The following is a 25,371-nucleotide window of genomic DNA, read 5'->3' as shown; positions in this document are numbered from 1 at the left end:
AGCACAACAAATCCCCGGAGGACGTCATGAGTTCACAGGAAGCCTCAATTCAGACCATGGGCGAGCCCGCCACGGAGACGCGCGCGACGACCGCCGACATGAAGCGCCGGCTGCGGGCGATCTTCGTCGGCTCGGTCGGCAATCTCGTCGAGTGGTACGACTTCTACGCTTATGCGGCGTTCTCGCTCTATTTCGCCAAGGCGTTTTTCCCTGAAGGCGACGAGGTGGTGCAACAGCTCAATGCGGCACTGCTGTTCGCAGCCGGCTTTCTGGTGCGCCCGGTCGGCGGCTGGCTGTTCGGCCATCTCGCCGACCGCCATGGCCGGCGCAATGCGCTGACGTTGTCCGTCGTGATGATGTGTTTCGGCTCGTTGATCATCGCGGTGACGCCGACTTATGCCTCGATCGGCCTCGCTGCCCCCGTAGTCCTAGGCCTTGCGCGAATCCTGCAAGGGCTCAGTCTCGGCGGCGAGTACGGCACCAGCGCCACCTATCTCAGCGAGGTCGCCGACGAGAAGAATCGCGGCTTCTACTCCAGCTTTCAGTACGTGACGCTGATCGGCGGACAACTCTGCGCCATCCTCGTGCTGCTCCTCCTCCAGAAGGTGTTTCTCTCGACCGACGAGATCCGCGCCTGGGGCTGGCGCGTGCCGTTCGCGTTCGGCGCCGTACTGGCGGTCGTCGCAGCCTTGATGCGGAGCAACCTTCACGAGACCGATGCCTTCAAGAACAGCCGGGCCGCGGTGAATACGTCCAGCTCGATTCGTGCGCTGCTGAACTATCCGCGCGAGCTGATGCTGGTGGTGGGGCTGACCATGGGCGGCACGGCGGCGTTCTACACCTACACCACCTATATGCAGAAGTTTCTCCGTCTCTCGGTGAAGCTGACGGACGACCAGACCACGATGGTGACGGCGGGCAGTCTCGTCTTCGCGATGGTGTTGCAGCCGATCTACGGCGCGATCTCCGACCGTATCGGGCGTAAATGGCTGCTGATCGGCTTTGGCGTATCAGGCACGCTGTTCACGATCCCCTTGCTGACGACGCTCCAGGCCTCTCACGACGCATTTTCGGCCTTCCTGCTGATCGCCGCCGCCTGGATGATCGTATCAGGCTACACCGCGATCAACGCGGTGGTGAAGGCCGAGTTGTTTCCGACCAGCGTACGCGCGACGGGAGTCGGGGTGCCCTACGCGCTGACCGTCTCGATCTTCGGCGGCACGGCCGAATCCATTGCATTGTGGTTCAAGTCCATCGGTCACGAAAGCTGGTTCTACTGGTACCTGACGGGCTGCATCGCGGTGTCGCTCCTGGTCTACCTGACCATGCGCGATACCAGGACGACGTCGGCGATGGACCGCCACGAATAGCAGGTCGGGCAGGCATGTCGGCGGTGGGGCAGCCTCACCGCCGCGTCACCAGCACACCCAGCAAAAACGCCACCATCAGCGACGGCAGCGGTGCCTCGCGCACCATGCCGCGAAGGATGTCGGACCAGTGCGGCTCGGGCACGAGCCCCGGCGATCCGATCTCGGTCGTCGGCGTGATGCCCCACTCCGATGCGAGTTCAGCGATCTCGCGCGAGGCGAGACGCACGCCGTCACGGACACGGAAGATCGCGGCGTCCGCGCGCTCGCGCGGGGCAAGCAGCATCACCGTCGCGATCGCGGTGCGCAGCGTCATCTCGCCGAAGCCTTGCAGCCTCACTGACTCCTCGGGCTCGGACATCATGCGAATGCTCCCTCCAGCGCGAAATGATGCGCGATGGTGAATGCCGCCGTCGCGCACAGGACCAGCGTGGAAACCGCGCCGGCCACGCCGCGCGCGAGATGGGCTCGCGTCAGGTGCCTGGTCATGATTTTGCTCCATGCTCTCCATGGAAATGGCGGGGCTTGACGTTGGTTCCCTGGTCGTCGTCGAATCATCCGCGACGAGCAGTGGATTGGTGTTCCGCGGGCTCCGTAGAAACCCGGTGACGTCGCCATCGCATCGGCACTGACAGGCAGCGATCGGCCGAGCGCTTCGCGATGTCGAAGTCTTTGAACCAGATTGCGAATGTCCGTCATGTCGGAAAGTCGACCTGACGCTCAGGGCTGGGCCGAGTTGGAACTGCTCATGATTTGATCAGCGAGGTGCGACTCGCATTTTTGTGGCCAGTTGCGGAGCATCGCTCCGAAGAATGACGCGGCCCGTCACGAGCGTGCAAAATGCGTGTGCATAGAAGACGGGCACTTCGGTCGATATGATTCGGTCGATATGAATCGACGCGACCACCGTATCATCTCCGCAACAGTTCCCGCCGCCCTGTTTTCGTTCGACCTGCGTCTTGATGAGGACGACATCCTCAACGATGAGGGTGAGCGGCGAAGATATGGGGAAAGCCACACAATTTTAGCTTTCTTGAAGCGGGTTTTTTAGAACTGGCTGCCAGTCTGCGCGCAACGGCAAAGGGGACTTTCTACGCATGTCAAACGCGACTGTTACTACTGCATCGAGTTTCTTGAACTCCCTCGGTATCAACACCAACGCAGGCAGCTATGTCGACACCTATACCAACTCCAGCTTGATCATCAGCAGTCTGGATTATCTCGGCATCAGTCACGTTCGCGACTCTTTCAACGCATTCGGTCACGCAAGCCCTGTCGTCGACGCGCTTGCCAACGCGGGTATCTCTTTCGATTTTCGCGTCAGCTATGCTCTGCCTGGGGCGGGCAGCAGCGGACTGGCCAGCTACATCACTGCCCTTGCGGAGTTCAAGGCTGAGCACCCGGGCGCCGTCTTGTCCATCGAAGGCATCAATGAAGCCAATCTGAATTCCTTCTCCTATAACGGGATGACTTCGCTTGAGGGCGCGGCAGCGTTCCAGGAGGCCCTTTACGCCGCTGTGAAGGCCAACGCTGTTCTCAGCGACGTCACCGTCGTCAACTTCAGTATCGGAAACCAGACCGAGGCGATGAACGCTCAGATTGGCGACATGAGCGCCTATTCGGATGCGGCGAATGCACACGTCTATGTGCAGACAGGGGCGCTTGCCGACGGTCAGGTCGAGCAAGACCTCGCTCTGGCGAAGGATATTTCGACGAACGATCCGGTCTTCGTCACGGAGACCGGTTATACGACGCTGTCGAGCACCAGCGGAATCGGCGTCAATGAAGACGCACAGGCGAAGCTTGTGCTCTCCAATCTGCTCCTGGCGTATGAAGACGGTTCGTCCGCCACCTATATATACGAATTGTTTGACTCGCCATCCTCGGCGTCTCGTGGCGACAAGGAAGCTCATTTCGGTCTTTTCAATGCTGACGGGACGCCGAAGGAAGCCGCTGTCGCGGTCCACAACCTGACGACCATTTTGAGCCACGGTGACAACGGCACCCCTTATACCGGCGCGGATCTGAGCTACACGCTGTCCAATGCGCCCAGCAACACGCATACGATGCTGATGAACAAGTCCGGCGCCGTCAGCGACCTCGTCGTCTGGGCCGATACGCTCAAATGGGACAATGCGACCCAGACGGAGATCGATACGCCGACGACGACCGTTACCGTTCAGTTCGGGCAGGTGGAAAGTGCCGTTTACGTCTATGACCCGCTGAAGGGTACGGCCCCGATTGCGGTGTATTACAACACGGGCTCGATCCAGATCGGGCTCAGCGATCACCCGTTGGTCATCGAGGTCGGCGCGACATCCGCTGTGGCCGAAGCCACGACGACAGTGAATTCCGATCTCACGATGACATCGGCCGACTTCGTCGCCCAGATGGACACTCTGGTGAATGCCACCGGACTGGACAAGGTGACGTTGAGCGACTCGCATGTTCTGGCCGTCTCGTCGCCCGAAACCATGCAATACGTCATTGCCCACTATGGCAACCTGCTGTCGAAGATCGATGGCGGCTATTCCTTCTCGATCACCTGGGGCGGCGCCGGCTGGACCGAAGAACAGGATTTTGATGCCAGCGGTACCCTGACCGAGACCACCGTTTGGGGTGTCAGCAGCAGCGGCGCCATTGTCTCGAAAAGCATTGCCCTGGCTGACGGACGGGTCGACTATTACCACTACGGCCTGACAGGCCAGTCTTACACGTCGGATCACACCGCGTACGATGCGAGCGGCAAGGTGACGCTGATCGAGCGTTTCCACGCTGATGGCAGCTATCAATACAAGGCTGCGTACAACGCCGACGGTTCCAAGGCCTACGACTACTACAGCAGCACCGGCGCGCTGAGCACCGAAGTCAGCGTGACGTCCACCAGCACGGTCACGACGACTTATGATACCGCGACCGGCGACAAGGCCCGGGTTTATACCAGCAATTCCGACGGCAGCGCCGACAACAAGCTCTATACGAACGGCGTGCTGATGAAGGACAGCGTCCTGAACAAGGACGGCTCGTCCGAGGTCTATGTCTACAATATCAGCGGGCAGTCCTATGCGTCGACGCACCAGGTGGCCGACGCGAGCGGCAAGGTGACGCTGATCGAGCGTTTCCACGCCGACGGCAGCTATCAGTACAAGGTGGTCTATAACGCGGACGGTTCCAAGGTCTACGACTACTATGCGAGCACGGGAGCTCACAGCTCCGACATATCGGTCACGTCGTCCGCCACAACGACGACGACCTATGACACGTCGACCGGCTACAAGCTCAACGTCTATACGGCCAATGTGGACGGCAGTGCGGACAACAAGGCGTACTCGAACGGCGTGCTGATGAAGGACAACGTTCTGAACAAGGACGGCTCGTCCGAGGTCTACGTCTACAATATCACCGGCCAGTCCTACACCTCGACGCATCAGGTGGCCGATGCAAGCGGTAAGGTGACGCTGATCGAGCGCTTCCATGCCGATGGCAGCTATCAGTACAAGGTGGTTTATAACGCGGACGGTTCCAAGGTCTACGACTACTACACGACCACAGGCGTTCACAGCTCCGACATATCGGTCACGTCGACCGCCACGACGACGACGACCTATGACGTCACGACTGGCGACAAGCTCAACGTTTATACGGCCAATGTGGACGGCAGCGCCGACAACAAGGCCTATGCGAACGGCGTGCTGATGAAAGACAACGTCCTGAACAAGGACGGTTCATCCGAGGTCTACGTCTACAACATCATCGGCCAGTCCTACACCTCGACGCACCAGGTGGGCGACGCGAGCGGCAAGGTGACGCTGGTCGAGCGCTTTCACGCTGACGGCAGCTATCAATACAAAGTGGCCTATGGCGCCGACGGTTCCAAGGTCTACGACTACTACACGACCGCGGGGGCTCACAGCTCCGAAATATCAGTCACCTCAGCCGCCACCACGACGACGACCTACGACACGACGACCGGCGACAAGCTCAGCGTCTATACGGCCAACGTGGATGGCAGCGCCGACAACAAGACCTACGTGAACGACGTGCTGATGAAGGACAACGTTCTTCACAAGGACGGCTCGTCCGAGGTCTACGCCTACAATATCACCGGCCAGTCCTATACCTCGACGCATCAAGCCAGCGACGCCAGCGGCAATGTCATGCTTGTCGAACGCTTCCACTCCGACGGCACTTACGACTACAAGGCGGCCTACAACCCGGATGGTTCGAAGCTTTACGACTATTACACCGGCGCCGGAAAATTGACCACGGAGGTCTCCGTCGCCTCGACCGGTACGACCACCTCGACCTACGACACGCTGTCAGGCAACAAGTTGACCGAATATACCGCAAACGAGGACGGTAGTGCGGAGAACAAGTCCTACACGAGCGGCGTGCTGACAAAGGACAGCATCCTTCACAAGGACGGCTCGACGGATGTCTATGCCTATCAGATCACCGGCCAGTCCTACACGTCGACGCACCAGACCAGCGACGCCGGCGGCAATGTCACGCTGGTCGAACGCTTCCACTCCGATGGCAGCTACGATTATCTCGAAAAACACAATTCGGACGGCAGCAAGGAGATTTCCAACTACTCCAGCGCGGGCGCGATCCTGAACCACACGCTCGTGAATGCTGACGGCTCCGCTGCCGTGGACTATTACAGCCAGGATGGAACCGGCGATATCCGCACCGACACGACGAACGCCAGCGGCAGTCTGACGATGCGCGAATATACCCACACCAGCGGGGCCCACGAAGTCTATGCCTACGCCGACAATCTGAAGCTTGCCGGCGGCGCCGGCAACGATACGTTCTATTTCCGCTCCACCAACGGTGGCACCGTCACCTATCAGGGCGGCAATGATACGGTCTACAGCTTCAACAACGGCACGAGCACAGCCAGCACGGACAAGATCTCGGTCAGCTCGACGCTTGCTGCAAGCTTCAACGATCTGCATATGACGCAGCAGGGTTCCGATGTCCTGATCACGCTGGACAGCCACGATACGATCCTGATCAAGGCGTCCACGGTCGCGAGCCTTCACAGCGAATACTTCGTGTTCACGTAATCAGGACCAGCGTGCAAACAGCGCCGGCCGCCCGCGCGAGATAATCTCGCGCGAGCGGCTGGTCGTGATTTTGCTCGATGCTCGCCATGGAGGCGGCAGGGCTGGGTGCAGGCCTCCTTCGCCGGCTCCGAATCGTCGGCCCGGTTACTTCCGCAGCAAGTCCCGCAACGCGGCGGTCGCCTCGGCGCAGCGGATGTCGTCGATCTCCCGCGACAGGCTGAGTGCGCTCGATTTCAGCTCGTCGATCTTCCAGCTCTCGGGATGCTGGCTCTCGAGCTGGCTGAGACGCTTGTTCAAATCGTCCAATCTGGACTGAAGCTGCCCGATGCTGGCAGCTCCAGTCACGTTCCAAACGCGTTGTGCGCGCATCGTCGTTCCCCTGACTTGTCTCACGGCGTTGTGAGCAGGGTTCGTGGCCGCAATGGGCGTTTCTTTTGTCCGGTCTTAGATCGTCGGGAACCGTTGCAGATCGGCAACGAAAGTTCCTGGAATACCGGCGCATGCTGGCTCATCTTCCAGCATCGGCGCGAACCGGCGCAAAACCTGCATATGCGCGATAGTGGGCCGGGCGATCCGGGAAACGAACGAGGGGCAATTCGTGGCGAGATTTGTGACCGTCGCAGCAGGCCAGCTGGGCCCGATTGCGAGGACGGAGACGAGGACCGCGGTGGTGGCGCGGCTGATGGCCCTGATGCGCCAGGCACACGCCAACGGCTGCGACCTGATCGTCTATCCCGAGCTGGCGCTGACGACGTTCTTTCCGCGCTGGTACTTCGAGGCCCAGGCCGAGATCGATCACTTCTTCGAACGCGAGATGCCGGGGGCGGAGACGCAAGCGCTGTTCGATCTCGCCCGCGAGATCGGAATCGGATTTTGTCTCGGCTATGCCGAGCTCACGGCCGAGGCCGGTGTCGCGCACCGCTACAACACGTCGATCCTCGTCGACAAGAGCGGCGCGATCGTTGCGAAATACCGCAAGGTTCACTTGCCCGGGCATGCCGAGCACGAGCCATGGCGCAAGTTTCAGCATCTGGAGAAGCGCTATTTCGAGCCGGGCTCCGGTTTCGGCGTGGCCGATGCGTTCGGCGGCGTGATGGGAATGGCGATCTGCAACGACCGCCGCTGGAGCGAGACCTATCGGGTGATGGGTCTGCAGGGCGTCGAGATGGTGATGATCGGCTACAACACCCCGGTGCACAATCCGCCTGCGCCGGAGCACGACGACCTCTCCTTGTTCCACAATCATCTGGTGATGCAGTCGGGCGCCTATCAGAACGGCACTTTCGTCGTCGGCGTCGCCAAGGCCGGCGTTGAAGAAGGCGTCGACCACATCGGCGGCAGCTGCATCATCGCGCCGTCAGGCGAGATCATCGCGAGATGCACGACCAAGGGCGATGAGCTCGCGCTGGTCCGCTGCGATCTCGACCTCTGCAATTCCTACAAGCGCACGACCTTCAACTTCGACGTCCATCGCCAGCCGCGGGCCTATGGCATGATCGTCGAGCGGAAGGGCGTCGCGACCATGGCGGACGGCAGGCCGGTGCGGCGGACGTGACACGGGGGTGGCCGTCAGCCCCCGATCACAACCACGTGTCTTTATTCGGAAACGATCATTCCCTATTATGGTGCGATGCGAAAAGCAGCCCGAAAATCCGAACCGTACGCCCACCCGCCCGGTCGTCCCCGGGAGTTTGACATGGATACCGCGCTGGATGGCGCTGTCAGGGTGTTTTGCGAACGGGGCTACCACGCTACCTCGATCGGTGACCTCACGGCGGCGATGCGGCTTGCCACCGGCAGCGTCTACAAGGCGTTTCGCGACAAGCATGCCGTGTTCCTCGCCGCCTTTGAGCGCTACGCCGCGGTGCGCGGCGAGCAGACCCGCAGTGCGGCCGCGCGCGGCGCGAATGGTCGCGAGCGGGTGCGCAACGTGCTGCTGTCCTATGTCGAGCACTCCCAGGGTATCGAGGGGCGCCGCGGCTGCATCGTGGTCGGCAGTGCGGTCGAGCTCTCGGCGGTCGATCCGGTGATGCGGGCGCGCGTCGCGGCGCAGCTCAAGACCAACGAAAGTTTCATTGCCGGTCTCATCCGCGAGGGGCAGGCCGACGGCTCGATTCCGGACCATGTCGACGCCGACGACACCGCGCGACTGATGATCTGCATGACGCAGGGCCTGCGCGTCGTCGGCAAGGCGCGCCTGCCGCTCGACGGCGAGCGACTGGTCGGCGTCGCGATCAAGCTGCTTGCCTGAACCTTTGTCAAATTAGGGAATGAACGTTTCCTATGCATGGAGACGTCGAAGTGTCGGAGAGTTTGGAATGACGATGAATGCCACGATCGAGACCGCGCCCGGAACGGATGCGGTGTCGCAGCGCCTGACCTTCGTGCTTGCAGCGGCTTGTGGCATGGTCGCCGCCAACATCTACTATGCCCAGCCGCTGATCGCGCCGATCAGCGCCGCGCTTGGCTTGTCGCACGCAGCAGCGGGCCTGATCGTGACCATGACCCAGGTCGGCTACGGCACGGGATTGCTCTTCATCGTGCCGCTGGGCGATCTCGTCGAGAACCGCGCGCTGATCTGCACCGTCATCACGCTCGGGGCGGCCGCGCTGCTCGCGGCCGCGTTCGCGACGCATGCGCTCCCGTTCCTGATCGCCGCGCTGTTCATCGGTCTCGGCTCGGTCGCGGTGCAGATCATCATTCCCTACGCCGCACACCTGGCGCCGGAAGCTGTTCGTGGCCGCGTCGTCGGTAACGTCTCGACCGGGTTGATGCTCGGCATCATGCTGGCGCGCCCGGTCTCGAGCCTTGTGACCGCGGCGCTGTCGTGGCACGCGGTGTTCTTCTGCTCGGCGGCGCTGATGATCTTGCTCGCGATCGTGCTTCGCGTCACGCTGCCGAAGCGCAAGCCGGTGGCGCGGATGCATTACGGCACGCTGTTGCTGTCGATGCCGCATCTGGTGCGCACCACGCCGCTGCTCCGGCGTCGCGCGCTCTACCAGGCCGGCTTGTTCGGTGCCTTCACCCTGTTCTGGACGGTGATGCCGCTCCAACTCGCCAGCCAATTCGGCTTCACCCAGCGCGGCATTGCGCTGTTCGCGCTCGCGGGCGTGTCCGGTGTGTTCGCGGCGCCGATCGCGGGACGGCTCGCCGATCGCGGCCATAGCCGCATCGCCACGATCGCTGCAATGCTGTTCGTCGCGGTGGGTTTTCTGGTGACGCATGTCGGCACGGCCGGATCGATGCTCAATCTTGCCTGTCTGGTAGTGGCGGCGATCGCGATCGACTTCGGCGTGCAGGGCAATGTGGTGCTGGGCTTTCGCGCCATCTTCGTGCTCGGGCACGAGCATCGCAGCCGCCTCAACGGCCTCTATATGGCGACGTTCTTCGCGGCCGGTGCCGCCGGATCCGCGCTCGGCGCCTGGGCGTTCGCGCAGGGCGGCTGGGCGCTGGCCTCGGCCATTGGCCTTGCGCTGCCTGCTGCCAGCTTGCTCTACGCGGTCACTGAGTAGCGGTACGATTGTGTGTCGAGGCTGTTTACCAAGCGGCTGAGAGGGCGATCCGGAGGGGGCAATTTCCATCTCGCGCATTCCCTGCGCCTGTAGTACTTTGGTCGCAAGCGGCTTGGTTAATGGCTGCAGGGGAGGCCTTATGAGGCGTGCGGGACTGGTTGGCGTATCGCGAGTACGACCATGGTCGTGGCAGGCATTTCTGCTCGGATTCATCGTCGTGGCAGCGTCGGCTGCGCTTCAAGGCATCTGCGTCGCGCTCGGCGTAAAGCTCTATTTCGCGGCCTTCCTGCCCGGCCTGTTCGTGCTCGGCATCGTCGCGGGCACGCCGGCGGCGGTGTTTGCCGCCGTGCTCACCGTTCCGCTGGTGTGGTGGGTGTTCATCCCGCCTTTCTTCGCGTTCACGTCGCTCTCCGCCGCGAACGCGGATTCCGTCAATTTCTTTTGCCTGCTTGCCGTGCTTCTGATCGGCCTTGCCGATCTCTGCCGTGCGACCATGACCATCAACAGAAGCGGTCGATTGAAGCCGTCGGGCGAGAGCGCGGCAACGAATTCGCAATAGACAGGTGCCGCGCGTGACCGGCCCGTTGCGCTTGCGCAACAGTTGGGCAACCATCCGCACGCTCGGCTCGAGCCGCTAACTTTTCAAAAAAGATTTGGCCGCAATTTCTCCCGCGGGAATACGAGGGAGTTTTCGTCATGAACGGACACGCCATTTTTGAGAACGTGCGCCGCTATCGCGGCATCGCATCGCTCTATCGGCAGACCGCGGCGTTTCGGCCGAGCCAGCGCTGGTCGCTGCTCGAGCAGGCCAGCGAGTGGGAAGCCCGCGCGCTGTTGGAGCTGGAAGCCTATTTCGCCGCGCGCACGGACTACGCGGCACCGCTCGCGGCCTGAGCGTCAAGGAAGCTCGACAGCCTGGTCGAGCGCTACCGCAGGGTTCCGGCGAACAGGTCGCGAGCGGGGGTCGTGGCTACTACGGAGTTACCGAGCTGCGCGCGTATGCTAGCAACCCGCTCGGATCTCCTTCACGACGGCCGGGACGCGCGATGACCACCTTCAACCGCATCTTCACGACACAGCGTCTGCTCCAGATCATCGTCATCCTGGCGGCGACGGTCGCGATGAAGCTGATGGCCTGAGCGCTATCGCTCGCCGAAATCGGGCACCTCGGGCAGATAGTTCGCCCCTTCCGATCCCAGAAAATCGAACATCGCCTGCGCCGGGGGCAGCAGCACCTTGTCGCTGCGGCGGATCACGTACCATTGCCGGACGATCGGCAAACCCGCGACATCGAGCACGATCAGACGACCCTCGGCGAGTTCATGCGCCACCGTGTGGGCCGAGATGAAGGCGATGCCGAGCCCGGCGATCACGGCTTGCTTGATGGTCTCGTTGCTGCTCATCTCCATGCCGATGATCGGCTCGAGGTCGGACTTCTGAAACATCCCCTCCATCAGCGTGCGCGTGCCCGATCCGGGCTCGCGGGTGAGGAAGGTCTCGTGGACCAGATCGGTCAGGCTGAGCCCTGAATCCTTCTCCAACCAATGCCCCTTGCGCGCGACGATGATGTGCGGATTACGCCCGAGCTGCCGCACATCGACGCTGACGTCGGCCGGTGGCCGACCCATCACCGCGAAATCGAGGTCGTAGCCGTGCATGGCCTCGCGGATCTCCTCGCGATTGCCGATGGTGAGCTTGATCTCGATCTTCGGCGAGCGCTTGGAGAACGCCGCGATCGCGTGCGGCACGAAATATTTCGCGGTCGAGACCGCGCCGAGATGCACCGTGCCGCCGGTCTTGCCGGCAAGCAGGTCGAGCGCGCCCTGGCAATCCGTGATCGCAGCCTCGACGCGCTCGGCGAGCGCCAACACCTCCCGGCCAGCTTCCGTCAGCAGCATGCCGTCCCCGGTCCGCTGCACCAGAGGTAATCCCGCTAGGTCCTGAAGCTGCCGGAGCTGCTGGGTCACGGCCGGCTGGGTCAGCCCGAGCTGGGCCGAGGCCGCGGTGACGCTGCCCTTGGCTGAGAGCGCCGCAAGGGAACGCAGCTGCCGGATCGTCAGATGCCGGAGCTGGCTCGCCGCATGGGCGGGTCCATTATAAGAAAATTCTTTGACACTCATTATGAATAGAAATTTTCCTTATTAAGCCGACGCTGTCAATCTCCTCGTGCTGGGACAGACCGCACCAACCTCCCGAAAGGAGGGAACTGGATGCGGCACCCACAAGGGGATGGACGCAGATGACCGGGCAACTCAGGCTGGACGACCACCTTCAACGCTATTCCGAGACGGCGCCGCATGCCTTGGCCGTGGCGGCCGCTGTCGATGCCATCGCCGCTGCGGCAATCGAGATCGCCGACCTCATCGCCACTGGCGACCTCGCGGACGCCTCCGGCCTCACCACCGGCCGCAACAGCGACGGCGATATCCAGCGCAATCTGGACGTCCAGGCGGATGCGATCCTGCGGCGCTGCCTCGGCAGGCTGCCGATCGCGGCATTGGTGTCCGAAGAGATGCGCGAGCCGCAGATTGGCGACCGCGAAGCCAAGATCTGCGTTGCGATCGATCCGCTCGACGGCTCCTCCAACATCGACCTCAACATGACCGTCGGCACGATCTTCTCGATCCTGCCGGCGCCGGATGATCTCGGTCTCGCGTTCCATCAGCGCGGCTCAGCGCAACTGGCCGCAGGTTTCGTCACCTACGGTCCGCAGACCTCGCTGGTGCTGACGCTGGGCGATGGCGTCGACATCTTCACGCTCGATCGCAGGGCCGGCTGCTTCCGTCTCGCGCGCAGCGCCGTGCAGATCTCCGAGGCTTGCGAGGAGTTTGCGATCAACGTCTCCAATCGCCGCCATTGGGATCCGCCGGTGCGCGCCTTCGTCGACGAATGCCTCGCCGGCGTCGAGGGACCTGCGAACCACAATTTCAACATGCGCTGGATCGGCTCACTGGTCGCGGAGGCCTATCGCATCCTGACCCGCGGCGGCGTGTTCCTCTATCCCTCCGACGCGCGGCCAGGCTACGGCGACGGCCGTTTGCGTCTCGTCTACGAAGCGCACCCGATGGCCATGATCATCGAGCAGGCCGGCGGCTCCGCCTCGACCGGTCGCGAGCGCATCCTCGATCTCTCGGCGAAAAGCCTGCACCAGCGCGTCCCGCTGGTCATGGGCTCCAGCAACGAGGTGCGGCGCGTCGCCGAGCTGCACTGCGATCCACTGCCGGTCGCCAGCGTCTCCGCACCGCTGTTCGCGCGGCGCGGCTTCTTCCGGCTGTGAGCGGGGTGACCCATGTCGAGGAAGCATCCGATCATCTCCATCACCGGCTCGTCCGGCGCCGGCACCACCTCGGTCAAGAAGACCTTTGAGCAGATCTTCTTCCGCGAGAAGGTCAACGCCGTCTACATCGAGGGCGATGCCTTCCATCGTTACGACCGCGCCGAGATGCGCGCGCAGATGGCGACCGAGGCTGAACGCGGCAACAAGCATTTCAGCCATTTCAGCCCCGAGACCAATCTGTTCGAGGAACTCGAACGCGCCTTCCGCGACTATGGCGAGACCGGCACGGCGACGACGCGGCACTACGTGCACGACGCCGAGGAATCCGCGCTGCATGGCGCTGCCCCCGGCACCTTCACCGAATGGAAGCAGCTGCCGGAGACCTCGGACCTCTTGTTCTACGAGGGCCTGCACGGCGCCGTCGTCACCGACAGGGTCAACGTCGCCCGCTATGCCGACCTCAAGATCGGCGTCGTGCCCGTGATCAATCTCGAATGGATCCAGAAGCTGCATCGTGACCGCAGCGCGCGCGGCTATTCGACCGAGGCCGTCACCGACACGATCCTGCGGCGGATGCCGGATTACATCCACTACATCTGCCCGCAATTCACCGAGACCGACATCAATTTCCAGCGTGTGCCGACGGTCGATACGTCAAATCCGTTCATCGCACGCTGGATCCCGACGCCGGACGAATCGATGGTCGTGATCCGCTTCAAGAATCCGCGCGGCATCGATTTTCCCTATCTGCTCTCGATGCTGCCGCACAGCTGGATGTCCCGCGCGAATTCGATCGTGTGTCCGGGCGCGAAGCTCGATCTCGCAATGCAGCTCATCCTGACGCCGCTGATCATGCAGCTGATCGAGCGCAAGCGCAGCCTGAAGTGAAAAGGAGGATCTGATGAACATCTCGGTTCATGCCGACGCCGACCTCACGGCCGTCGCGCACAGCGATCTTGCCAACGCCGTCCGCTTCCTCGCGGTCGACGCCATCGAGACCTCGCAGTCAGGTCATCCTGGACTACCCATGGGAATGGCCGATGTCGCGACCGTGCTGTTCTCGCGCTTCCTCAAATTCGACTCGGCGCATCCGAGCTGGCCGGACCGCGACCGTTTTGTGCTCTCGGCCGGCCACGGCTCGATGCTGCTCTATGCGCTGCTGCACCTTACCGGTGGAGAAGTCAGCCTCGATGACATCAAGGCCTTCAGGCAATGGGGCTCCAAGACGCCGGGACATCCGGAATATGGTCACACGCCCGGCGTCGAGACCACGACCGGTCCGTTGGGGCAGGGGATCGCGACCGCCGTCGGCATGGCGCTGGCCGAGCGCATGGCGAACGCGCGGCATGGCGACGGCCTCGTCGATCACTTCACCTATGTGATATCTGGTGACGGCTGTCTCATGGAAGGCATCAGCCAGGAGGCGATCTCGCTCGCCGGCCACCTCGGACTTGGCCGCCTGATCGTGCTGTTCGACGACAATGGCATCTCCATCGACGGGCCGACGTCGCTTGCGACCTCGGATGATCAACTGGCGCGCTTCGCGGCGTCCGGCTGGTCCGTGCGCCGCGTCGATGGGCACGATCCCGAAGCCGTCGCAGAGGCGATTGCGGAAGAACGTGAAACCGAAAAACCGTCGCTGATCGCCTGCCGCACCATCATCGGTTACGGCGCGCCGGATCGGCAGGGCACCGAGAAGGCGCATGGCGCGCCGCTCGGCACCGAGCAGGCTGCGGCTGCGCGACGGACACTTGGCTGGGATTATCAACCCTTCGTCGTGCCTGTCACCGTCGCAAAGGCGTGGCGGATGATCGGCCAACGCGGGCAGGTCGAGCGTCTCGCCTGGCTTGATCGCTATGAACACGCGACGCCCGAGCAGCGCGAACTGTTCATCGAGGGCAAGTCGGTTGCCCTGCCGCACGCCTATGCCCAGGCCACGGCAAAATTGCGCGAGCGCTTTGCCAGCGAACGTCCCAAGCTTGCGACGCGGCAGGCCTCGCAGCAGGTGCTCGACGGCATTGCCGGGACCATCCCCGGATTGGTCGGCGGCTCGGCTGACCTGACCCATTCGAACCTGACGCATGCCAAGGCACAGGCGCCCGTCAAGCGCGATGCGTTCGCCGGCGACTACATCCACTACGGCATCCGTGAGCACGGCATGGCCGCTGCGATGAACGGCCTGGCGCTGCATGGCGGCTTCATACCTTATGGCGGCACGTTCCTCGCCTTCTCCGACTACAGCCGGCCGGCGATCCGCCTTGCGGCCCTGATGCGGCTCCGCGTCATCCATGTGATGACGCACGACTCCATTGGCCTCGGGGAGGATGGCCCGACGCATCAGCCGGTCGAGCATCTCGCGGCGCTGCGCGTCATTCCCAACTTGCTGGTGTTCCGCCCCGCCGACGCGGTCGAGACGCTGGAGGCCTGGGACTGCGCGCTCGAAGCGAAGGACCGTCCTTCCGTGCTGTGCCTGTCGCGCCAGGCGTTGCCGACCTTTCGCAGCGATGTCCGCGGCCGGAACCGGGTCGCCCGCGGCGCCTATCTGATCGTCTCGCCCGACGGCGGCCGCGACGTGACGCTGATGGCGACTGGCTCGGAAGTCTCGATCGCGCTCGAAGCTGCCCGCCTGCTAGCGACTGAGCATATCCGTGCCGCTGTCGTGTCCGCGCCATGCTTCGCTCTGTTCGAAGAGCAAACCGATGACTATCGCGCCGCCGTGCTCGGCACGGCTCCTCGCGTCGGCATCGAGGCTGCCGTTGTCGGGGATTGGCATCGCTGGATCGGTGCGGACGGCGAGTTCGTCGGTATGCGCGGCTTCGGCGCCTCTGCGCCTGCGCCGGTGCTCTACCGCGAGTTCGGCATCACGCCGCAAAGCATAGCCGAGGCCGCCCGCCGGACCATCGCCCGCGTTCGCAAGCAATAACAGGAGGAATGTTCGTGGCCCGTATCACCCTTCGCCAGCTGCTCGATCATGCCGCGTCCCATGGTTACGCAGTGCCGGCGTTCAACATCAACAACATGGAGCAAGGCATCGCGATCATGCAGGCGGCCGCCGAAGTCGATGCGCCCGTCATCATCCAGGCTTCGCGCGGTGCGCGCAGTTATGCAGGCGATCTCATGCTCTCGCATATGATCGACGCGCTGGAGCGGACCTATCCGGACATTCCGCTCTGCATGCACCAGGACCACGGCAATGACGAGGCGACGTGCGCCTCCGCCATCGCCCATGGCTTTACCTCGGTGATGATGGACGGCTCGCTCGAGGCCGACGCCAAGACGGCGGCCGACTACGACTACAACGTCGCGATCACCCGACGCGTCGTCGATCTTGCCCATTGGGTCGGCGCCTCCGTCGAAGGCGAACTCGGTGTGCTTGGCTCGCTGGAGCATGGTGGCGGCGAGCAGGAAGACGGCCATGGTGTCGAGGGCAAGGTCAGTCACGACCAGTTGCTGACTGATCCCGGCCAGGCTGTGGACTTCGTCCGTGCCACCAAGGTCGACGCGCTTGCGATTGCAATGGGCACCTCGCATGGCGCCTACAAGTTCAGTCGCAAGCCCGACGGCGACATCCTGGCGATGCGGGTGGTCGAGGAGATCCATCGACGATTACCGAACACGCATCTGGTGATGCACGGCTCCTCGTCGGTGCCTCAGCCGCTCCAGGACATGTTCAACCAGTTTGGCGGCGAGATGCCGCAGACCTGGGGCGTGCCGGTCGAGGAGATCGTCCGCGGCATCAAGAGCGGCGTGCGCAAGGTCAACATCGATACGGATTGTCGTCTGGCGATGACCGCGGTGTTCCGGAAGGTTGCCACGCAATCGCGTTCCGAGTTCGATCCGCGCAAATTCCTGAAACCCGCGATGGACGCGATGCGCGAGCTCTGCCGCGACCGTTTCGAGCAGTTCGGAACGGCGGGCCATGCCAGCAAGATCAAGGTCATTCCCTTGAGCGAGATGGCGCGGCGTTACCGCGCCGGCGAGCTCGATCCGCGTATCGACGCCCGCGAGCCGGTCGCGGCCTAATCATTCAGAGAGAGAAGAGCAGGAGAGAGCCATGAATGCACATGCAGGAACCGTCCGCGGCAAGGAGCGCTATCGCTCGGGCACGATGGAATACGCGCGCATGGGCTATTGGGAGCCCGAATATACGCCAAAGGACACGGATGTCATCGCACTGTTCCGCGTGACGCCGCAGGAGGGCGTTGACCCGATCGAGGCGTCGGCGGCCGTCGCCGGCGAATCCTCGACTGCGACCTGGACGGTGGTGTGGACCGATCGCCTGACCGCGGCGGAGAAGTACCGTGCAAAATGCTACCGCGTCGATCCTGTGCCGGGCGCTCCCGGCTCGTATTTCGCCTATATCGCCTATGATCTCGACCTGTTCGAGCCCGGTTCGATCGCGAATCTCTCGGCATCGATCATCGGCAACGTCTTCGGCTTCAAGCCGCTCAAGGCGCTGCGCCTGGAAGACATGCGCTTCCCCGTCGCCTATGTGAAGACATTCCAGGGACCTGCAACGGGCATCGTCGTCGAGCGCGAGCGGCTCGACAAGTTCGGCCGGCCGCTGCTGGGCGCAACCGTAAAGCCGAAGCTCGGTCTTTCAGGCCGCAATTACGGCCGCGTGGTCTACGAGGCGCTGAAGGGCGGGCTCGACTTCACCAAGGATGACGAGAACATCAACTCGCAGCCCTTCATGCACTGGCGCGACCGTTTCCTCTATTGCATGGAGGCCGTGAACCGCGCGCAGGCCGCCTCGGGCGAGGTCAAGGGCACCTATCTGAACGTCACCGCTGCAACGATGGAGGACATGTACGAGCGCGCGGAGTTCGCGAAAGAGCTCGGCTCGTGCATCGTCATGATCGACCTCGTGATCGGCTACACCGCGATCCAGTCCATGGCGAAATGGGCGCGCCGCAACGACATGATCCTGCATCTGCACCGCGCCGGTCACTCCACCTATACACGGCAGAAGAGCCACGGCGTGTCGTTCCGCGTCATCGCGAAATGGATGCGGCTTGCGGGCGTCGACCACATCCACGCCGGCACGGTGGTCGGCAAGCTCGAAGGCGACCCGAACACCACGCGCGGCTACTATGATGTCTGCCGCGAGGAGTTCAATCCGACCAGGCTCGAGCACGGCATTTTCTTCGACCAATCCTGGGCGAGCTTGAACAAGATGATGCCGGTCGCCTCCGGCGGCATCCATGCCGGCCAGATGCATCAGCTGCTCGATCTGCTCGGTGAAGACGTCGTGCTGCAATTCGGCGGCGGCACCATCGGCCATCCCATGGGCATTGCGGCCGGCGCGATCGCCAACCGCGTGGCGCTGGAAGCGATGATCCTCGCCCGCAACGAGGGCCGCGACTACGTCCACGAGGGGCCGGAGATCCTGGCCAGGGCGGCACAGACCTGCACGCCGCTGAAGTCGGCGCTCGAAGTCTGGAAGGACGTCACTTTCAACTATCAATCCACGGATACGCCGGACTTCGTGCCGACAGCGCTGGAAACCGTCTGAGGAGTTTTGACGATGAAACTGACCCAAGGTTGCTTCTCGTTCCTGCCTGATCTGACCGACGACCAGATCACCAAGCAGGTGCAATACTGCCTCGCCAACGGCTGGGCGGTGAACATCGAGTTCACCGACGATCCGCATCCCCGCAGCACCTATTGGGAGATGTGGGGCCTGCCGATGTTCGATCTCCAGGACGCTGCCGGCGTGATGATGGAGCTTGCCGAATGCCGCAGGGTGTATGGCGACCGCTACATCCGCATCAGCGGCTTCGATTCCAGCCACGGTTGGGAGTCGGTCCGGATCTCGTTCATCGTCAACCGGCCCAAGCAGGAAGCCGAATTCGAACTGGTGCGGCAGGAGGTGGGGGGGCGCGCGATCCGCTACACTACCGTGCGCAAGCCGGCCGCGCACACATCGACCTGATTATCCTCTCCGCGCGGAGCCTCCCTGCTCCGTTTCCTTGGCGGATCACTGCTTCGCCGCCGCCCCGCGGCGAAGCTTCTTTCTTCGAGGCGCCGATGCTTGACATGCCCAATGCAACGACCACCGAGCCGAACGAGACCACATTCGATCTCCGCAAGGAGGCCGAGGCAGCCGGGATCACCGACACGTTGCAACAGCTCGAGCAGGAGCTGATCGGACTGAAGCCGGTCAAGAGCCGCGTGCGCCAGATCGCTTCGCTCTTGCTGATCGAGCGCATCCGCCAGCGCGCTGGCCTCGCAGCAGCGCCGCCGACGCTGCACATGTCGTTCACCGGCAATCCCGGCACCGGCAAGACCACGGTGGCGCTGCGCATGGCAAAGATCCTGCACGGGCTCGGTTTCGTTCGGCGTGGACAGGTGATCTCGGTGACGCGCGACGACCTGGTCGGGCAATATATCGGCCACACCGCGCCGAAGACGAAAGAGATACTGAAGAAGGCGATGGGCGGCGTGCTGTTCATCGACGAGGCCTACTACCTGCATCGCCCGGACAATGAGCGCGACTACGGCCAGGAGGCAATCGAGATCCTGCTTCAGGTGATGGAGAACCAGCGTGAGGACCTCGTCGTGATCCTCGCTGGCTACGGCGAGCGCATGACGAGCTTCTTCGCGTCGAATCCCGGCTTCCGCTCGCGCATTGCCCATCACATCGAATTTCCCGACTATGCGGAAACCGAACTGCTGTTCATTGCCGAACTGATGTTGAAGGAGCGCGGCTATCGTTTCTCGGCGGCAGCGCGCCAGGCCTTCGAGCAGTACATTGCGTTGCGCCGGACCCAGCCGTTCTTTTCCAACGCCCGCTCGATCCGCAACGCCGTCGATCGTATCCGCCTGCGGCAGGCAGACCGCCTGGTGTCGGATCTCGACCGCATGCTCGACGTCGCCGATCTCGAAACCATCGATCCCATGGACGTGCTGGCGAGCCGCGTGTTCTCGGGCGGGGCCGATGCAAGGAGCGCAAAGCCATGACCCGGGAGATCGTCATCGCCCCCTCGATCCTGGCGGCGGACTTCGCGCGTCTCGGCGAGGAGATCGCAAGCATCGATTTGGCCGGTGCCGACTGGATCCATTGCGATGTCATGGACGGCCACTTCGTGCCGAACATCAGTTTTGGCGCCGATGTCATCAAGGCGATCCGGCCGGTGACGAAGAAGATCTTCGACGTGCATCTAATGATCGCGCCCGTTGATCTCTATCTCGAGGCGTTCGCGAAGGCCGGCGCAGACGTCATCACCGTGCATGCCGAGGCAGGCCCGCATCTCGACCGTTCGCTCCAGGCGATCCGCGGGCTCGGCAAGAAGGCCGGCGTCAGCCTGTGTCCGTCGACGCCCGAGAGCGCGATCGAATATGTGCTCGACCGTCTCGACCTCGTGCTGGTGATGACGGTCAATCCTGGCTTCGGTGGCCAGTCATTCCTCGCCTCGCAGCTCGAGAAGATCGCGCGCATCAGAAGCATGATCGGCGATCGGCCGATCCGGCTCGAGGTCGATGGCGGCGTCACGCGCGACAATGCCGGCGCGGTTGCCGCCGCCGGTGCCGACACGCTTGTCGCCGGTTCCGCGGTGTTCCGCGGCAAGAGTAGTGCGGACTATGCCGCCAACATCGCAGCCATCAGGATTGCTGCGGAGGGCGGCCGGGTTCCGGAATTGCAGGATGGTTCCACGCAGCGGGTAGGTGTCGGAGAACGCGTGCTCGTCCGTTAGATTGCGGAAGGCGACCTTCGCGCACGCGATCGTTCCCCGGGGTCCTACGGAGAAACGGTTGCGACTCCGCAACGGCTTTCATGCCGGGGTAACCAACGGTGGTGAAGCTGGCGCCGGATTAACAGCGATGCAATGCGCTGCGCCGCAATCTGTGGTTCAAGGATCGCAGAGAGCGTGGGATGCAGATTCAATATCGCCACTGGAATGCTGCCCATGGCTGGCGCGGAGCGAATGCCCTGTGCGAGTCTCCTCAGCTCGTCCTTTATTTCGGCAGTCGTGAGGGATTGGCGAGCGGCGAGCGTTATCGCGAGCTGCGCGGCTTCTATCCCGACAGCCACATCGTCGGTTGCAGCACCGGTGGCCAGATTCATGGCGACGAAATTGCCGACGACGTGATCGTCGCCGTCGCCCTGCATTTCGCACGGACGCGCGTGCGGGTGGTGAACGAGACGATCGGGTCTCGCGGGACATCGCGGGTTTGCGGCATGCATCTCGCCCGTCAATTGGCGGCGCCGGACCTCGCCGGCGTGTTCGTCCTCTCCGATGGATTGAACGTGAACGGCAACGAACTGATTGCCGGGATCGCCGAGGTATTGGGGCCCGAAGTGCCGGTGACCGGCGGACTCGCGGGCGACGGAGCAAGGCTCGAGCGGACATTGGTCGGAGGCGACGGCGAACCGCGGCCGAACCGCATTGCGGCGATCGGCTTCTATGGCGCGTCCTTCCGTTTCGCGCATGGCTGTGCCGGTGGCTGGGACGTGTTCGGCCCACGGCGTAAGGTGACGAAGTCGAACGGCGCTGTCGTCGTGGAACTCGACGGTGAGCCGCCGCTCGATCTCTACACCCGCTATCTCGGCGAGGAGGAGGCCGCGGCGATGCCGGGTTCTGGCCTGGCGTTTCCCTTGCGGATTCATGACGAGGCCGCGCCGGAGCGACAGATTGTGCGCTCGGTATTTGCGGTGGATCGCGACGCGCGCACGCTGACGTTTGCGGCCGACATTCCCGAGGGCTGCACCGCGCAATTGATGCGGGCGAATTTCGACAGCCTCGCCGCAGGTGCCGGCGAGGCGGGCCGGCAGGCGCGGGAAGCGCTTGCGGATGAGGTCGCGGGCGACAAGCTGGCGATCCTGGTAAGCTGTACCGGTCGTCGCAAGGTGATGGGCCAGCGTACGCAGGATGAGCTCGACGCGGTTGCCGCCGAGCTCGGCGACGATGTCACCCGCATCGGTTTCTACTCCTACGGCGAGATCGCACCTCCCGCGGCTTCCGGTCGCTGCGAGCTGCATAACCAGACCATGACCGTCACCGTCATCGCGGAGGCGGCCGCGTGACCATGCATCGCCTGTTGGCCAGGCAGATCAGGCAATTGACGGACGAGTCCGGGCGGGTCGATATGACCAGGCTCGGAGAGCTTGTCGGCGCGGCTTACGAGGAGAGCGACCGGGATCGCCGCCGTACCGACCGTGCCATCACGCTGATGATCGAGGAACTCGAGCAGACGCATAAGCGCGCCGAGCAGGACCTGTTGCGCGCGCGCGAGTTTCTCGACAGCATCATCGAGAACATCCCGATCGCCGTGTTCGCCAAGGATGCGCGGGATTCTCGCTACATCCTGCTCAACCGTGCCGGCGAGGAGTATTACGGCATGCCCCGGGACGAGATGCTGGGCAAGACGCCCGAACAGCTCTTTCCCGACGATGTCGCCCGCTTCGTCGACGAGCAGGACCGTCTCGTCGTCGAGACCGGCTCACCGATGGTCCTGGAAGGGCATCGGCTCAAGGTCGGCGTCAACGGCCGCGATCGCGTGGTCAATTCGCGCAAGCTGCTGGTCCGGGATAGTAACGGCGCGCCGCAATATCTGGTCGGCGTGATCGAGGACGTCACCGAGCGGATCACCAACGAGGCGCGGATCAGCCATCTGGCGCATCACGATGCGCTCACGGACCTGCCAAACCGCAGCGCTTTCAGCGAAGCGTTGGCCGAGCGGCTGGAGCAGGCGCAGGAGGCGTCAACCAGTTTCGCGGTGCTGAGCCTCGATCTCGACCGCTTCAAGGATGTCAACGACGTGTTCGGCCATCCCGTCGGCGACATGATGATGCGCGCCGCCGCCGAGCGCCTCGTTTCCGAGGCCGACGGCGCCTTCGTCGCCCGCATCGGCGGCGACGAGTTCATGATCCTGATGCCCGACGACATCAGGCGCGAAGATGTGCTGTCGCTGGCCGAACGCCTGGTCGAGGCGATCGGCAAGGAGCTCGAGGTCGACGATTACCTCTCCCATGTCGGCCTCAGTGTCGGCATCGCGGTCTATCCGAACGATGGCGTCGACGCAGCGACGTTGCTTGCGAACGCCGATTCCGCGCTCTATCGCGCCAAGCGCGAGGGGCGGGGCAGGGTTTGCTTCTTCGAAACCGAGATGGACCGGGAGCTGCGCGATCGCAGGCTGTTGCAGCATGATCTGCGCCTAGCGCTCGAGCAGAACGAGCTCCTGGTCTATTTCCAGCCACAGGCGCGGATGGATGGCGAGATTATCGGCTTCGAGGCGCTGGTGCGCTGGAACCATCCCACGCGCGGCTTCGTGCCGCCCGATCAGTTCATTCCGCTCGCCGAGGAGAACGGGCTGATCACCGAGATCGGCGAATGGGTGCTGCGGCAGGTCTGCCGGGAGGCGGCATCCTGGCCGCGGCCCTTGCAGGTCGCGGTCAATCTTTCGCCGGTCCAGTTCCAGGCCGGCGACCTCGAACGGTCCATCCACCAGATCCTGCTGGAGACGGGTCTTGCGCCGACGCGGCTCGCGGTCGAGATCACCGAGGGCGTGCTGATCGGGGATTTCACCCGCGCGCTCAATCTGCTGCGACGGCTGAAGGCGCTCGGCATCCGCATAGCGATGGACGATTTCGGCACCGGATACTCGTCGCTGTCTTATCTGCAGTCGTTCCCGTTCGACAAGATCAAGATCGACCGCAGCTTCATCCTGAACCTCGAGGCGACGCCGCAATCGGCCGAAATCGTCCGCGCGGTCCTGAGTCTCGCGCACGCCCTTCACATCCCGGTCGTTGCCGAAGGCGTGGAGACGGAGGCGCAGCGCGCCTTCCTGGAAGGGGAAGCCTGCGAGGAAATGCAGGGCTATCTCATCGGCCGGCCCGGACCGATCGAACAATATTTTGGTTTGATCGGCATCAAAGTCGAGCGCCGTCTCTACGCCTAAAATTAAATAGGTTCCAGGAACCAGCATGCGTCTGCGCGTTTCCTGAAAGTTGACCTGAGTTAAGCGGGGCTGTGCGGACAGAAAATGTTTTGCACAATTGCCATCGGCGTGACGCAAATCAGGGCAATAAGCCCAGTGAATGCGAGGGAGGGTCTCATGGAGAACGTACGTCGCTACCGCGCGCTGGCATCCCTCTGTCGCCAGCAGGCGGCCTATCGACCGCTGCAGAACTGGGAATTGCTCGGTCAGGCCGAACATTTCGAATATCTCGCCGAGATCGCGCTGAAGGCGCATTTCGACGCATGCAATGCGCAACGCGAAGACGGCGCCATCGAAGCTGCCGCGTGGGAAGCCCCCGCCGCCGCATGAAGGGGCGGGCTGTTCCGCCTTCGTTAGTGCGACATCAAGGTCGGGATCGTCATGGCTTCCAGCATGGCGCGCGTGACACCGCCGAGAAAGCGCTCCTGCAATCGGGAATGGCCGTAGCCGCCCATCACCAGTAGATCGAGGTTCTCGTCGGCGGCCAGGGACAGGATGGTCGGCTGGATATCAGCGCGCGCGGCCGTGAGGCTGACCGTGCGGGTCGACAGGCCGCGCCGTCCGAGATGTCTCGCCAGGTTGCTGGCGGAGACGTCGCCAGCAGCGGTGTCGGGCTCGTTGATCGCAAGGATCACGATCTGCTCGGCGCGTGCCAGGAACGTTGCTGCGTCGCGCAACGCACGCGCTGCGACGCGGCTGCCATCCCAGCAGATGCCGATCCGCTTTGCCTTGAAGGTCCCGCGGAAGGTATATGGCAGGAACAGTACCGGGCCGCCGGCCTGGAACAGGATCTCGCGGGGGATGTCGTTGTCGAACGTCACCTGCTCGGGATCCGGCTGGAGTACGACACTGAGATCGTGCAGCCGCGCCATCTCGCCGAGCGAGGTGGCTGCATCCGCGGGAATTGCGCCTAGCGGGTGGCAGGTACTGGAGATATCGGCGTTCGCCGCTTCGGTCCTGAAGACTGCAAGGGCAGCTTCGGCCCGCTCGACGGCGCGCTCCCGTTCCATCTCGAACACGGCCGCCACGGCAGCTCCGCCCTCCATCACATAGGCTGCGGTGCTTGCGACATAGCCAACCGCGACCGCATCGACGTGGGCGTTGAGGCTCGCTGCGAGGGAGATCGAGCCGTCAATGACGGCGCGCATCGGTCGCTCGGTCGGGATATGGACGAGAATGTCTTTGTACATGGCGAGGTCTCC

23 protein-coding genes are annotated in these 25,371 nt (G+C 63.2%); 18 read left to right on the top strand and 5 right to left on the bottom strand.

What is annotated here, in order from left to right; all coding sequences use genetic code 11:
- The first annotated feature begins 56 nt into the window (after positions 1-56).
- Entirely contained in the window at positions 57-1,370 is a 1,314-nt protein-coding gene (locus tag QY049_RS36055; RefSeq protein WP_258767026.1) for an MFS transporter, read from the top strand.
- 34 nt (positions 1,371-1,404) lie between these two features.
- On the opposite strand, the gene QY049_RS36050 is transcribed toward QY049_RS36055, so the two are convergent.
- Positions 1,405-1,731 carry a hypothetical protein gene (locus QY049_RS36050; protein WP_194477240.1) on the bottom strand — a complete coding sequence of 109 codons (327 nt, stop codon included), beginning with the start codon at positions 1,729-1,731 and terminating at the stop codon, positions 1,405-1,407.
- Entirely contained in the window at positions 1,728-1,856 is a 129-nt protein-coding gene (locus QY049_RS36045) for a hypothetical protein (RefSeq protein ID WP_301270497.1), read from the bottom strand. The genes QY049_RS36050 and QY049_RS36045 overlap by 4 nt, the downstream gene beginning before the upstream one ends.
- A 644-nt stretch (positions 1,857-2,500) precedes the next feature.
- On the opposite strand from QY049_RS36045, the gene QY049_RS36040 reads away from it, so the two are divergent.
- On the top strand, positions 2,501-6,439 hold the full coding sequence (locus QY049_RS36040) for a hypothetical protein (RefSeq protein WP_301270496.1): 3,939 nt from the start codon (positions 2,501-2,503) through the stop codon (positions 6,437-6,439).
- Positions 6,440-6,583: 144 nt separating this feature from the next.
- On the opposite strand, the gene QY049_RS36035 is transcribed toward QY049_RS36040, so the two are convergent.
- A complete protein-coding gene (locus tag QY049_RS36035) occupies positions 6,584-6,808 on the bottom strand; it encodes a hypothetical protein (protein ID WP_258762774.1) in 225 nt (74 codons plus the stop codon).
- 229 nt (positions 6,809-7,037) lie between these two features.
- Here QY049_RS36035 and QY049_RS36030 point away from each other — a divergent pair, with 229 nt between their 5' ends.
- The 5 genes from QY049_RS36030 (at position 7,038) to QY049_RS36010 (ending at position 10,845) form a co-directional block, all read left to right on the top strand.
- Positions 7,038-7,994 carry an N-carbamoyl-D-amino-acid hydrolase gene (locus QY049_RS36030; RefSeq protein WP_258762773.1) on the top strand — a complete coding sequence of 319 codons (957 nt, stop codon included), beginning with the start codon at positions 7,038-7,040 and terminating at the stop codon, positions 7,992-7,994.
- A gap of 141 nt (positions 7,995-8,135) precedes the next feature.
- Positions 8,136-8,690: a TetR/AcrR family transcriptional regulator gene (locus QY049_RS36025; protein ID WP_258762772.1), complete on the top strand. Its 555-nt coding sequence runs from the start codon at positions 8,136-8,138 to the stop codon at positions 8,688-8,690.
- 67 nt (positions 8,691-8,757) lie between these two features.
- Positions 8,758-9,951 (top strand): MFS transporter, encoded by a 1,194-nt coding sequence (locus tag QY049_RS36020; RefSeq protein WP_258762771.1) that lies wholly within the window; start codon positions 8,758-8,760, stop codon positions 9,949-9,951.
- A gap of 217 nt (positions 9,952-10,168) precedes the next feature.
- The gene (locus tag QY049_RS36015; RefSeq protein WP_246755592.1) at positions 10,169-10,510 is read left to right on the top strand and encodes a DUF4118 domain-containing protein; all 342 of its coding nucleotides are present in this window, start codon (positions 10,169-10,171) and stop codon (positions 10,508-10,510) included.
- 137 nt (positions 10,511-10,647) lie between these two features.
- Entirely contained in the window at positions 10,648-10,845 is a 198-nt protein-coding gene (locus QY049_RS36010) for a hypothetical protein (RefSeq protein WP_258762770.1), read from the top strand.
- Positions 10,846-11,093: 248 nt separating this feature from the next.
- On the opposite strand, the gene QY049_RS36005 is transcribed toward QY049_RS36010, so the two are convergent.
- Positions 11,094-12,071: a LysR family transcriptional regulator gene (locus QY049_RS36005; protein ID WP_258762769.1), complete on the bottom strand. Its 978-nt coding sequence runs from the start codon at positions 12,069-12,071 to the stop codon at positions 11,094-11,096.
- Between the two features lie 119 nt (positions 12,072-12,190).
- On the opposite strand from QY049_RS36005, the gene QY049_RS36000 reads away from it, so the two are divergent.
- The 11 genes from QY049_RS36000 (at position 12,191) to QY049_RS35950 (ending at position 24,499) form a co-directional block, all read left to right on the top strand.
- Positions 12,191-13,228, top strand: a complete 1,038-nt coding sequence (locus QY049_RS36000) for a class 1 fructose-bisphosphatase (RefSeq protein WP_258762768.1) — start codon at positions 12,191-12,193, stop codon at positions 13,226-13,228.
- Between the two features lie 12 nt (positions 13,229-13,240).
- On the top strand, positions 13,241-14,116 hold the full coding sequence (locus QY049_RS35995; protein ID WP_194477231.1) for a phosphoribulokinase: 876 nt from the start codon (positions 13,241-13,243) through the stop codon (positions 14,114-14,116).
- Between the two features lie 13 nt (positions 14,117-14,129).
- On the top strand, positions 14,130-16,151 hold the full coding sequence (tkt, locus tag QY049_RS35990) for a transketolase (protein ID WP_258762767.1): 2,022 nt from the start codon (positions 14,130-14,132) through the stop codon (positions 16,149-16,151).
- A gap of 14 nt (positions 16,152-16,165) precedes the next feature.
- Positions 16,166-17,251, top strand: coding sequence for a class II fructose-bisphosphate aldolase (gene fba / locus QY049_RS35985; RefSeq protein WP_258762766.1), 1,086 nt, complete (start codon positions 16,166-16,168; stop codon positions 17,249-17,251).
- Positions 17,252-17,282: 31 nt separating this feature from the next.
- Entirely contained in the window at positions 17,283-18,743 is a 1,461-nt protein-coding gene (locus QY049_RS35980) for a form I ribulose bisphosphate carboxylase large subunit (RefSeq protein ID WP_194477228.1), read from the top strand.
- Between the two features lie 12 nt (positions 18,744-18,755).
- Positions 18,756-19,163 (top strand): ribulose bisphosphate carboxylase small subunit, encoded by a 408-nt coding sequence (locus QY049_RS35975; protein ID WP_258762765.1) that lies wholly within the window; start codon positions 18,756-18,758, stop codon positions 19,161-19,163.
- Between the two features lie 95 nt (positions 19,164-19,258).
- Complete coding sequence (gene cbbX / locus QY049_RS35970; protein ID WP_258762764.1) at positions 19,259-20,191, top strand: CbbX protein; 933 nt, start codon at positions 19,259-19,261, stop codon at positions 20,189-20,191.
- Complete coding sequence (gene rpe, locus QY049_RS35965) at positions 20,188-20,925, top strand: ribulose-phosphate 3-epimerase (protein ID WP_258762763.1); 738 nt, start codon at positions 20,188-20,190, stop codon at positions 20,923-20,925. Before cbbX ends, rpe begins: the two co-directional genes overlap by 4 nt.
- 179 nt (positions 20,926-21,104) lie before the next feature.
- Positions 21,105-22,256, top strand: a complete 1,152-nt coding sequence (locus QY049_RS35960) for an FIST signal transduction protein (RefSeq protein ID WP_301270495.1) — start codon at positions 21,105-21,107, stop codon at positions 22,254-22,256.
- Between the two features lie 2 nt (positions 22,257-22,258).
- Positions 22,259-24,130, top strand: a complete 1,872-nt coding sequence (locus QY049_RS35955) for a bifunctional diguanylate cyclase/phosphodiesterase (RefSeq protein WP_258767025.1) — start codon at positions 22,259-22,261, stop codon at positions 24,128-24,130.
- 156 nt (positions 24,131-24,286) lie between these two features.
- Positions 24,287-24,499 carry a hypothetical protein gene (locus QY049_RS35950; protein WP_258762761.1) on the top strand — a complete coding sequence of 71 codons (213 nt, stop codon included), beginning with the start codon at positions 24,287-24,289 and terminating at the stop codon, positions 24,497-24,499.
- 23 nt (positions 24,500-24,522) lie between these two features.
- Here the strand turns inward: QY049_RS35950 and QY049_RS35945 are convergent, their stop codons facing one another.
- Positions 24,523-25,359: a universal stress protein gene (locus QY049_RS35945; protein WP_258762760.1), complete on the bottom strand. Its 837-nt coding sequence runs from the start codon at positions 25,357-25,359 to the stop codon at positions 24,523-24,525.
- Positions 25,360-25,371 lie beyond the last annotated feature (12 nt).

Source organism: Bradyrhizobium sp. WYCCWR 13022 (assembly GCF_030435535.1).
In the GTDB taxonomy this organism is placed as follows: Bacteria; Pseudomonadota; Alphaproteobacteria; order Rhizobiales; family Xanthobacteraceae; genus Bradyrhizobium.
Note: the sequence above shows the minus strand (reverse complement) of the source record. Positions and strands in the feature narration are given on the sequence as shown.